General features: G+C 42.1%; 10 protein-coding genes. 3 read left to right on the top strand and 7 right to left on the bottom strand.

Annotation, left to right across the window (positions count from 1 at the left end; all coding sequences use genetic code 11):
• The first annotated feature begins 186 nt into the window (after positions 1–186).
• The 3 genes from AACW06_RS04415 (at position 187) to AACW06_RS04405 (ending at position 2943) form a co-directional block, all read left to right on the top strand.
• Complete coding sequence (locus tag AACW06_RS04415) at positions 187–1143, top strand: AEC family transporter (protein WP_192074161.1); 957 nt, start codon at positions 187–189, stop codon at positions 1141–1143.
• A gap of 126 nt (positions 1144–1269) precedes the next feature.
• The gene (locus AACW06_RS04410) at positions 1270–2295 is read left to right on the top strand and encodes an acyltransferase (protein ID WP_192074160.1); all 1026 of its coding nucleotides are present in this window, start codon (positions 1270–1272) and stop codon (positions 2293–2295) included.
• Between the two features lie 18 nt (positions 2296–2313).
• A complete protein-coding gene (locus AACW06_RS04405; protein WP_192074159.1) occupies positions 2314–2943 on the top strand; it encodes an START domain-containing protein in 630 nt (209 codons plus the stop codon).
• Positions 2944–2947: 4 nt separating this feature from the next.
• Here AACW06_RS04405 and AACW06_RS04400 read toward each other — a convergent pair whose 3' ends face one another.
• The 7 genes from AACW06_RS04400 to AACW06_RS04370 form a co-directional block, all read right to left on the bottom strand.
• Positions 2948–3337, bottom strand: a complete 390-nt coding sequence (locus AACW06_RS04400) for an MAPEG family protein (protein ID WP_192074158.1) — start codon at positions 3335–3337, stop codon at positions 2948–2950.
• Between the two features lie 128 nt (positions 3338–3465).
• Positions 3466–4521, bottom strand: a complete 1056-nt coding sequence (locus AACW06_RS04395) for a sel1 repeat family protein (protein ID WP_192074157.1) — start codon at positions 4519–4521, stop codon at positions 3466–3468.
• A gap of 8 nt (positions 4522–4529) precedes the next feature.
• Positions 4530–5624, bottom strand: coding sequence for a sel1 repeat family protein (locus AACW06_RS04390; RefSeq protein ID WP_192074156.1), 1095 nt, complete (start codon positions 5622–5624; stop codon positions 4530–4532).
• A gap of 8 nt (positions 5625–5632) precedes the next feature.
• Positions 5633–6688: a tetratricopeptide repeat protein gene (locus AACW06_RS04385; protein ID WP_192074155.1), complete on the bottom strand. Its 1056-nt coding sequence runs from the start codon at positions 6686–6688 to the stop codon at positions 5633–5635.
• Positions 6672–10376: a LysM peptidoglycan-binding domain-containing protein gene (locus AACW06_RS04380; RefSeq protein WP_192074154.1), complete on the bottom strand. Its 3705-nt coding sequence runs from the start codon at positions 10374–10376 to the stop codon at positions 6672–6674. Before AACW06_RS04380 ends, AACW06_RS04385 begins: the two co-directional genes overlap by 17 nt.
• A 2-nt stretch (positions 10377–10378) precedes the next feature.
• Complete coding sequence (locus AACW06_RS04375) at positions 10379–10906, bottom strand: DUF4123 domain-containing protein (protein ID WP_192074153.1); 528 nt, start codon at positions 10904–10906, stop codon at positions 10379–10381.
• Positions 10903–11858 (bottom strand): type VI secretion system Vgr family protein (locus AACW06_RS04370; protein WP_192074152.1); only part of this gene is annotated, 956 nt, incomplete at its 5' end. The genes AACW06_RS04370 and AACW06_RS04375, both read right to left, overlap by 4 nt.

Below are 11858 nucleotides of genomic sequence, written 5' to 3'. Positions count from 1 at the left end.
CCTTCTCCACGTACTTATCTGCCACTACAGGTATTTATATTCCATAAACGGTTTATTACGAGCCACCAACGCCTAGAGATCATATTGAAAGCATTGAATAAAACTTGAAATGCTGCAAATTCTATTTTTAAGTCTTCGCGACATGTGGAAGAATGGTTCGGTTGTGATCAACTTCAAGGGATTGATATGGCAGGTATTATCGAACAGCTTCTGTTTTCAGCATCTATTACAGGCCCAATCTGTTTGATGTTGGTACTAGGGGTGATACTTAAACGCACAGGGTTGATTAACGACAACTTCATTGATGTTGCCTCACGCATCGTTTTTCAAGTCACACTACCTACGATGCTATTTCTGAGTATCGTCAAGTCTGAGCATGACTTTGCTTCAAGTGCGACGTTGGTAATCTATGGGCTATCTGCTAATTTCTTGTTTTTCTTATTCACGGTGGTGTGTACCAAGAAAACTTTTCATCGCTCAGAAGATCATGGGGTGATCATCCAAGGTGGCTTTCGTGCCAATACCGCGATTATTGCGCTTGCTTATGTGGCCAATGCCTATGGTGAGCCAGGCCTAGCCTTAGCAGCGATTTATGTTGCCGCGACGACCGTGCTTTACAATATTCAAGCGGTGATAGCCCTGACTCCACAAGGTGAGAGTACTGGCATCAAAGCGGCGGGGGTTATCGCAAAAACCTTAACCAAAAACCCACTGATTATCGGTATTTTGCTAGGTGTTATTTGCTATTCTCTTTCACTGCCAATCCCTAAAATGGTGACCGATGCTGGCCAATATTTCGCCAACATGACGCTACCGTTGGCACTACTGTGTACTGGTGGATCTCTAAATATTGGCTCGTTGAGAAGTGATAAAGCTCCTGCTTGGTTTGCTACCGGTTACAAACTGGTGTTAGCTCCTTTGCTGATCACCTCTGGTGCTCTATTTTTTGGGTTTAGAGGGCTGGAACTCGGTTTAATATTTTTGATGAGTGCCTCCCCCACCGCCGCAGCCAGTTATGTGATGGCAAGAGCTATGGGAGGTAATGCAACATTGGCCGCCAACATCATTGCACTGACAACTGTGTTTTCACTGTTCACCTGCACGTTAGGAATTTTTGTGCTGTCGAGCTTGCAACTAATTTAATACTAGCCTGCGCTCACAAATCAAAAAAATAAAATGCTGATTATTCAAACAAATATTAAGTTTTACTGGAATTTGAATGGCGATAACGAGTAGCGTTAGATTTATTATTTTTCATTAATGTCTGTTATGTCTTCTTCTCAAAAAATTGCGAGTTTGGAACTCGGTCGAGTCATTGCGATTTTGGCCGTCATTGCCCTACACTGCCAAATGTTTCTTTCCTATTTTACCTATCAGGATGAGCTTTGGTTTGGCTATGTCTTTAATCAACTGACGCGCTTTGCTGTACCTCTTTTTTTCTTAATTTCTGGTTATTTAATTCAACCGAAATTGGTCGCAAGCCCGATTGTCACGTTAAAACGTTATGCTCGACCTTTATTTCGCCTATGGGTTGTTTGGAGTGTGATCTGCTTATTAGTACCATTTGACTGGCCAACCGTTGCTCAAGACGGCTATTTAGCTGAACGAATTGGCTATTGGGATTATTGGTTGAGTAGCCCATTAGATGCCCTACTTGAAGGTGGTTTGGTGCACTTATGGTTTATTCCTGCACTCATTTTCGCGGTGGCGATTTTGGCTTGGTTGCTACAAACCAAACGAACCAATTTGATTATCCCGCTTGCTGTAGCGCTCTATATATACGGCGTACTGACGGGCAGTTATCAAGCAGTCACGGAATTAAGTGCGCCCTTTTTTACTCGTAATGGCCCTTTTTTTAGCACCTTATTGGTCAGCATCGGCTTCATGATTCGTCAACACGCCTATCAACTTAGTGCTGCGAAAACATGCGTCATGCTTGGTTTAGGCCTACTCATGCATTTGGCCGAAGCCTACGCCTTACATCCCCATGACCAACTCTTTAATGCCAATGACTACCTATTTACGACACCATTGTGGGCAACAGGCTGTTTTTTACTCTTATTAGCCAAACCAAACTGGGGCAACTCGCCTTGGGTTTTTGCACTTTCACAGCGTATTTTAGGTGTCTATGTCAGCCACCTCCTTGTCGCGATTTCAATGATGAATATCGCTGGAATATTAGCACTACAAGATGGCATGAGAGATTTGTTTGTGTTTACTGGCACCGTAATCTTTACTCTATTATTGGTAATAGGAATAGAAAAAACACCACTGCGTTCAATACTGCTGCGTTAACCAAAAAGGGATAAACGAATGACAAAATGGATGTCGTTGGTGTGCGTGATCTTTTCAATCACCACCAGTGCTGCCCCCTCTTTAGAGTGGCAGTTTATAAAAACGGACAATGGCATAACCCTCCACTCACGGAATCACAGCGATGGTTTGGTGGAGATCCGCACCCAAATGTTTGTCCCGACATCGTATTCGGCTTTTTTGCTGTTATTGGAAGATAGCGAACGTGTGCCAAAGTGGATAGATAACGTCAGCCACAGCAAAGTTCTTAAGCAGTTGTCTGCAAACGAGAACGTTGTATACACACAATTTTCCGCGCCTTGGCCCGCTAAAGACAGAGATATGGTGACATATTCAAAATATGCGCTGAAAGATGGCGCATTAAGGTTAGAAATCTACGATGCACCAAATTACTTGCCAGAGCAAAGTGGTTATATTCGAATTACGCAGGTCAAAGCGAACTGGACACTGCAGAAACTAACCGATGGCATGACGCACATTGACTACATCGCCTTCGCCAACCCAGGAGGGGCATTACCAGATTGGCTAGTGAATAAGCTTTCCGTCAACAGCGCTTTTGCCACATTTCAAGGATTGCGTAGAGAATTGCCCGCTTACCAAGGCAAACCACATCCTAACCTGCAGGAATGAGTGATTAACCTAGGATTTTATCAAACGGCAGGTAAATGAGGTTGAGCACCATTAATGCAACCATTGCAGCAAAGGTTAATTTCATGCCCGCAATACGCCCTTTTAATTGGTCACTCAAAATGGCTTTTGCATGTAATATGCGACCAATCACGAACGCCATACCAACGCCATGAATCCACCACACACTGGCACCATTAGATTCCAATAACGCCATTAAGATAAGTGTGATAGGAATATATTCAGCCGCATTACCCTGCGCACTACGCGCCAACTGCAATGCTGGCACACCACCATCGGCGTATTTGACTTGGTTAGCACGACGTTGTTTGATGACTTCAACAGCCAGCCAAATCAGTATTGCCGTCAGGATAATGGCATAGAGAGCAGTGATCATAGCAGTGTATCCAGTTAAGAAAATAAGTGATCAGTGTATATGAGGTTGATAGGTAGGATCCAAATAAATAGTAAAACGCCCCAAATGGGGCGCAGAGAAGTGAGTCTAAGTACTGCTGTCGTCGGTTATCAATCCACCCAGTCATCACGGCTAGTAAAGCCATCGATATAAACCATCGGTGTCATAGAGCTTATTATTTTTTCAATTTTTTCACTGACAATACTTTCTTCTTTATCAGTCGCTTTATAAGAAGATGACAATTTATTATCACCTGTTAACCGTTTAAAAAGCGTAGAGTTATAATATCTTTCATATTCATCCAGACTATTAAAATAATTCTCATATATCTCAAATGTGGATCCTAGACGAGTCAATTGCTCCATGAGTTGATTAAATTTTTCTTCGTCGACATCAACTTCTAGTCGTCTTTTCAGTGCTGGAATATAATTGTTATTAGCCGCAATTGTTAGCAACTGAATCACTAATTGATATTGTTCTGGAGTTTTAGCTTCATACTTAACTTTACCCTCAGGGCGAACTAAAATGGTATTCACATAGTCCATCAACGGCTGGTAATAATGTGCTTGTGCGAAGCGAATCACCTCTTGAATATACTGAGCTCTAGTATCTTTCGATTGGTCTAACTGTTGCTGTTTTAGTAAAAAATATTGAGCACGCAGATCGCCTTGTGCGGCAAGAGGTTTGAAAAGCTCGATGGCTCTATTGAAATGTTCTTGCGTACAGTTTTTTTCACCAAAATATCTAGCACAACCACTACTGATTAAACCCGGGGAGAGCATGATGTAGGCATAAGGATTATCATCCTCCATTGCTGTTTGATAAAGAGACAACGCTTTAGGCCTATTATTGATACTGGAGCGATATATAAGCTTTGCGTACCAAACCATTGCATCACTATCATTTCCCTCAATCATAGCTTGTAATTTAGTCGCGGCTAAATCATGTCTTCCATGTTGAATATTAACCAATATGTCATACATCTTATCTCCCGGTTTTACGGTGCTCGAAATATAAGGATCATCTGATTTCTGATTAATATTCTCGGTAATAAATGGCTGAAATAGGGCAATATCATCTTGTGGGTTAGGCTTGCAAGCAACCAGCCCAACCATAACGCTCAGCAGCAAGACAAGACGGATAAGCCGATTAAGATAAAGCTTCATGATAGATATCAATCAACCCAGTCATCACGGCTAGTGAAACCATCAATATATACCATCGGTGTCATAGAGCTTATTATTTTTTCAATCTTTTCACTGACAATATTTTCTTCTTTATCAGTCGCTTTATAAGAAGATGACAATTTATTATCACCTGTTAACCGTTTAAAAAGCGTAGAGTGATAATATCTTTCATATTCATCCAGACTATTAAAATAATTCTCATATATCTCAAATGTGGATCCTAGACGAGTCAATTGCTCCATGAGTTGATTAAATTTTTCTTCGTCGACATCAACTTCTAGTCGTCTTTTTAGTGCTGGAATATAATTGTTATTTGAAGCAATTGTTAATAAGTTAATAGCTAACTCATACTGCTCTGGTGTTTTAGCTTCATACTTATCTTTACCCTGTGGGCGAACTAAGATGGTATTGACATAGTCCATCAACGGTTGGTAGTAATGTGCTTGAGAAAAGCGAATCACCTCTTGAATATACTGAGCTCTAGTTTCTTTCGATTGGTCTAACTGTTGCTGTTTGAGTAAAAAATATTGAGCACGTAAATCGCCTTGTGCGGCAAGTTTTTGAAAACCCTCAATCGCAAGGTTTATATTATTTTTATTACAAACATTAGCCTCGGAGGAGGATGTATGTCCAAGCGACTCCGCTACTTGCTGATCTAACTTTATATTTCCCAAGTAAGCACAACTTTCACCCTTATCAGAAAGTTCTAATGCAGCATAAGGGTTGCCCTCAAGCAGCGATTTCTGTAGTAATGAAATAACTTCGCCTCTCTTCTGAATGCTCGTTAATTTTATTCTGGCATACCACACCATGGCATCAGTATCCCCTTGAACAATCAAAGGTCTTAATATCTCAGGATTAACAGAGCCATGCTGCAATCTGATTAAATAATCATACATTTTATCTCCCGGCTTTACAGTGCTCGAGATGTAAGGATCAGCTGATTTTTTATTAATATTCTCGGTAATAAAAGACTGAAATAAAGCAATATCGTCTTGTGGATTAGGCTTACAAGCAACCAGCCCAACCATAACGCTCAGCAGCAAGACAAGACGGACAAGTCGATCAGGATAAAGATTCATGATAGATATCAATCCACCCAGTCATCACGGCTAGTAAAGCCATCGATATATACCATTGGCGTTATGTCACTCATGAATAACTTAACTTTTTCATTTATCTTTGCTTTTTCTTCTTCATTCAAAGTATGAACATCAAAAGCATATTGTCCTGATAAACCTTTATAGAGAGCATTATAGAAATATTCATCTTTACTGCCTCGATTAGAACGATGGTATTTATATTTTACTGTGCTTGTAGAACCCAGCTTTAAAGCTTTATTTATTAATATCTCACTCTCTGCCTGTGCTGTATCCTCTAACAAGAAGGATAATTTATTTATGGCAGGTATATAATTGTTATTGGCCGCAACCGTTAACAAATCGATAGCTAATTGGTATTGCTCTGGTGTTTTTGCTTCAGACTTACCTTTACTCGGCGAATAAATTAAAATGGTGTTGACATAATCCATCAAGGGTTGGTAATAATGTGCTTGAGAAAAGCGAATCACTTCTTGAATATACTGAGCTCTAGTCTCTTTTGATTGGTCTAATTGTTGCTGTTTTAGTAAAAAATATTGAGCACGTAAATCGCCTTGTTTGGCAAGAGGTTTGAAAAGCTCGATGGCTTTATTTAAATTTTCTTCAGTACACGTTCTTTCACCAAAGTACGCCAAGCATCCTTTGCCTAATGGTGACAATTCATAATACGCATATGGATTCCCTTGATTAGCGGAAAGCTCATACAGATTAATAGCTCTTGGTATAGACTTAACACTCGCTTGGTAAATCATTTTTGCCACCCAAAATTGGGCTTCATAATCGTTTTGATCAACTAAAATCATCAACTTTTCATAGGCTGACTTTGTATCTCCATGCTGAATATTAACCAATATGTCATACATCTTATCTCCAGGCTTTACGGTGCTCGAAATATAAGGGGCAGCTGATTTCTGATTAATATTCTCGGTAATAAATGGCTGAAATAGGGCAATATCGTCTTGTGGATTAGGCTTGCAAGCAACCAGCCCAACCATAACGCTCAGCAGTAAGATAAGACGGACAAGCCGATTAAGATAAAGCGTCATTAATACTCCAATTGATAATAGTTTCATTCTTTTTCACTAGCTCACAATGTGACTCTGTTTCTAGCCATACTTGCACTTTTTGGCCTACCTCCGGATTTTGCACAAGGTCTATCGGGTAAGCAAAATACTGGGTCGTTTTTTTAATGCCCACCAACAAACCGCTTTGGTACGATTCATCATAACGAGTTAGCACCATGTTTTTGCAAAGCGTTTCACTCGCTATATCAAAATCATTAGAAATTTTCTTACGCTCGCTGAAATCAGAAGCCAGCACAAACCTAGCCAATCTAAGCCACTGCGCTTGATAGGTTTGCCATTCAACCTGATGGTCTTTTTTGCCTGCGGGAAGCTTGCCCATCGCAATCAGAGTTTCTTTCCACTGTCTCTGGTTCGCTGCCTCACCAACACTCTTATCTGCCGCTAGCCATTGCATAATTTGTACAATTGCCTCTGCCTGTTTCAGATTATTTTCTAGCGCGGTGAAGCGTTCAGTACCTCTATTTTGCTTCTGAGATAAAGATATAAATAAGTTGCTTAACGTCTCTGGTGGTAATTGAGCTATCCATTTTTTTGTTTGATTTATGGTTAACGGATCATCAGAAAACATACGTCTTGCTAAAAATGGCGCATATTCTTGACTCAGTACCTGTTGCTTATAACCCGCTAACGCCGTTACAGGCATAAGAAGGACCTGCGCCAAATTTAAACCTAAGCCTACAGCTAGTGTCATAAGGTCATTGAGTTCGTTAAAACTATCGTTGACGCCATTGGCATCCGCTTCTCCAAAAATCGCTAAGCGGCGGAAATGGCTTTGCTTTAATACCCCAAGTAAGCAACCAATAAATTCATCGGCGGCGTAGGCATCCAGATTGATCGCCACTTTACCACTGCAACCGGGCCCAACTACCAACCCCGCAGAAGCGACCAAGATGATAACCCCACCTTGAATCAGCAAGCGAAACTCAGCGTGATAACCTGCGCCAAATGAGCCAGACAGTTTACCATCAATCGATCCTAATTTTTTCGGTACCTTGGGCGCGTTGCTCTGCGTAACAAATTTTACCGCAGGTGGGGCCCAATAAACCGTTGCACCTAAAGTGCCTCCTGCTTCTACTCCAGCAAACGCATCAACAGAAACAGCGGCCTCCCCTGCATAACCAGCAGCTTCGGCACTCGCAAGGTTCGCTCCGGGTAAGGCATAGCCATTGTAAACATTGGCATCCAATAGCCCTACCGTACTGCCTTTAATACCAAAACCCTCACTCACATCACTCGGGCCGATTGCCAACTTAGCACTCAATTGGCATGAAGCGGCCGCCAGACCATAAACTGAACCGGCAATACAAACCCGCAGATCACCGGCTTCATATGTGTGTTCATGATTGTATTTATCGATATAAGTTAAGTTAACCCCATGTCCTTTCACTTTTTCGACCTGCTCTTCCTTCACCATTTTATTTTCTGGTACAAGCGGGAGCCAAAATGAAAAACTGAGCTGACCTTGCAAGGCGGTGAATTGAGCCGAGATTGCTCCTGAGCCGCCGATATCACGCCGTTTTTTGATTAAATTTTGGTAGGAGCTTAAAGGGGTATTCAGTTCGGTCTCCGCCTTGGTTGATAAACGCAGCAACTGCGCTCCAGCGTCAACAGAATAGGCGGACGTTTCACCATTCGGACCAATACCGCCTTGGTAATGATAGCTATCTTGCCAAAAAGCAGTATCAAACCCAGCACTGGCTTTCAATGGCATTAAATCTACTGTACTTTCAGGTTTGGTGAGCGCTTTAAGTGCGTCCTCCACAGACCCTGCTTCTACAATGTTTTTTCCGTTTGATTGCGGCGCATTAAAGGTGATTTTTTCAGTAATGACTCGAACGTGCCCCGCCGCTAAGGTAGACAGTGGATCTCCATTAGTTTCCGGTATTAACCAGTGTGGACCTCGGATGTAGAATACTTTGCCATCTGAGAGCAAACAGCACTCCACCGCTTGAATGTCGTTGGTTCCGGCTTTGTTAATAAAACCAGACTTATGCTTTTCCTTAGGCTCAAACGTAGTTTCATCCCATAACAAGGTAAGAGCCGGCGGTATCTGGCTCGCGTTACCCAAAGTAAACACTAATCCATCAGCGCCTTGCGCTGCCTTTTTTTGAGCCTGAGATTTTAGGTAATTTAACCGAGCTAAAGCGATTTTTTTAACCCAAAGTAATTGCCTAAAAAGTTCATCAATAGGTGTTGAACTTCTTGTGCCAAGGAGTTGTGACAATGCTTTTTTGTGCTTAATAACCGTGGCATTAACGACCGCGATCAGTGCTTTTGCCGTGAAGTAAGACCACGCCGCAGGTCCTTTAATAATGCTATTGAGATTGGCGTCCAAACTATCATTGTCAAATTGATCACCTACGGTTTCCTTATATAACTCCTTGATCAATTGACTGTCATTGATGATGTCTAAGGCATCCCCCGATTCTCGCCATTTCTTCACTTTTTTTAATGCTTCGGGACCACAAGCTACGCCTGACTCACCTTCTAATTGGTCTAAGGTTAGACATTGCTCTTTAACGACTAAGCCATAATGGTTGATGTTTTTTAAGTTTATCGCACACACAAACAGCTTTTGTTTATCAAGAAATGCTTGCTGCTCTTTACTATCGAGCGTAGACATGCGAGAGCCTTGCTCTAGAGCTTGCTGCAACTGTGTTGGCCACTGCTTTAAATAAGCACGAGACTGTTGATAACTGCTGCGAAGCAATTCTTGATCTGATTTATCACGGTTTAGGTGCACTTGCTGTATCCAAGATGCCAAGTTCTTTTGGTGGCTACTGGTAAAATATTCGAGTTTTTTATCATAAATAAACTTGCTGCCATCATCTGCAACATGATTTTTTGCCGCATTTTCAGCGGCTTTTTCTAGGCTTTCGACCTCTTTTTCAATTTTTTTAATCACCAGTGCCCGTAACTGTTGATTAATATTTTTTTCGAACAAAGGACCTTCTGGTGATGGCCGATATAAAGAGCTGAACTTTCCGTAGTATAAATGGGTATTTTTTGCTTGCTCTCGATTAGATAACTTCTCGCGAGTTTCTTCCAGCGACACGCCAATCAGTCTAGCCACTGTGATCAGATAATCATTCGGATTGGTCCCATCAACTCTGAATGCTTCATTTTTGATCACCAACTTAGCAAGCAGCAGTGCCTGATATTTTTCAGCATCGTCTGACGTCATAAACTGTTCGTGAACTTTGGCGGCAAACTTTGAGATCAACCCCAACTTATTGAGATTCTTCATCGTGGCTTGTGAATCATTCTCGACAATGGCTTGCGCCATGTACGCCTTTTCTTCCTCAACTTTTTCTTTTGCTTGCTTAGTCAGCGCATACCAAGCTTTTTTACCCGTTTTAGGATGAGCAGGAACATACAAAATATCATCGTATTGCTTGGGCGGTTGGCACGTATCATTTCCACCGTTCAAAGCCGTTGGCGGCTCAACCAATTCAATACGCGAACCGTCAAATTCAATTGGCTTGGTTAGATCTAGCGGCAGTTTTAAGACGTTACCTTCATAAATCAGATTAGGATCTTTAATTTGTTCGCTGTTAAGTTTGATCAGCTCATCGAGAGGAATATTGAAACGCTGAGCAAGTAAGCTTAAGCAATCATTTTTTAAAATCGTATAGGCATTATTGGACATGTTTATACCCACAGCTTAAAGATAGGAGAGGTCAGAGTAAAAGGTTGGCTTTGCTCTGGCTGAATAGGTGAATGATGAAGCGTTTGCCGTTGACGTGCATGATTAACCCAATGAATTGCTTGAGCTGAACCTAAAAGGGTCGCAATATCGATGTCATTAAGTTGCGATGCAGCCTGATTCCAAAAGACATTGGTATAAAAACGCAAAAAGCAGGCTTTATTGTCGATCTTAACTTGGAGTAATGACTGTAAATGCTCACTAAATGCAGAGCCATCTTGACTCGCATCAAGCTCAAAAATAACCGAGCTTGAATCGAAGTAAGGCAGCGTTAACCATTTATCTAATGCTGTCTTATCGCTACCCAAATTAACAACTAATGGGCTTTGGTCATTCAAGTAATCAAAATCTGAACCAGCAAATAATACAATCGCCTGCTGAACAGCCATATTCCGAGTAAGAACATCAATCGCATCAGGAATACGAATGGTATCAACCACTAACCAATAATTAACAACCTTGGGTTGATTCATGAGGCACCTCGTTCGCACGGACAATCTTCTCGAGGACATGACCCATCACTTTGTCTTTGGCACATTTTTGCCATGGGCACATTCGCGATGGACAATGTGGACATGGTTGCGGCTGATAGTTGTAATGGTAATGGGTTAGGTGCTGGCGGTGCAGCAATCATTTGATTCGGCAACGCCGCTACAACACCGCCATAACCCGAGCCGCTGCCTGCGCTGCCGCCAGAGTTAAGGTTGATTGCCGAGCCCACCAAATGTACGCCACCCGAGTCGACTTTAATAAAGCTGCCTGCGGCTTTAATAGTGATTTCATTACCCGCATCTAACACCAACTTATTGCCTGCTTTAAGGTGCACTTCATTACCTGAATCAAAAACCGTTTTTTCACCGATTTTTTGGTGCAGTGAATCACCCACATCAAGGCTACGATCTAACGCTATTTTCTGACGGCTTTCGCCCTCGACCGTTAGGTGTTGGTTATTTTTGATATGGCTAAACTGGTCATTATCCACCGTCAGGTGATTATCGTGTTTGATGTGACTGGTGGCGTCATTGAGCACTAGCGCTTCATAGTCTTTTTGCGCGTGCAGGTAGATTTTCTCTTGCGCCGCTTGGTCTTCAAAGCTCAGCTCGTTAAATCCTTCACCTTGGTGAGTTTCACTGCGCAGCACGGTTTTGGTTTTGTTGTCTGGCAGCGTGTAGGGCGCTTTGTTGCTTGCATGGTAGGTGCGGCCTGTCACTATCGGTTGGTCTGGGTCGCCATTTAAAAACGATACTATCACTTCATGACCAATTCTTGGGATAGCCATCATCCCGTATTGGCTGCCTGCCCATCCTTGTGACACTCGCACCCAGCATGAGCTGTGCTCATCGCCGTTTGAATATCTATCCCACGGGAAATGCAGTTTGACGCGGCCATGTTCGTCACAGAAAATTTCTTCACCATCAGGCCCCA

This window comes from Vibrio sp. S12_S33 (genome assembly GCF_963889785.1).
GTDB classification, from domain to species: Bacteria; Pseudomonadota; Gammaproteobacteria; order Enterobacterales; family Vibrionaceae; genus Vibrio; species Vibrio aestuarianus.
The sequence above is the reverse complement of the archived record's forward strand: the minus strand, read 5'-3'. Positions and strand labels throughout refer to the sequence as shown.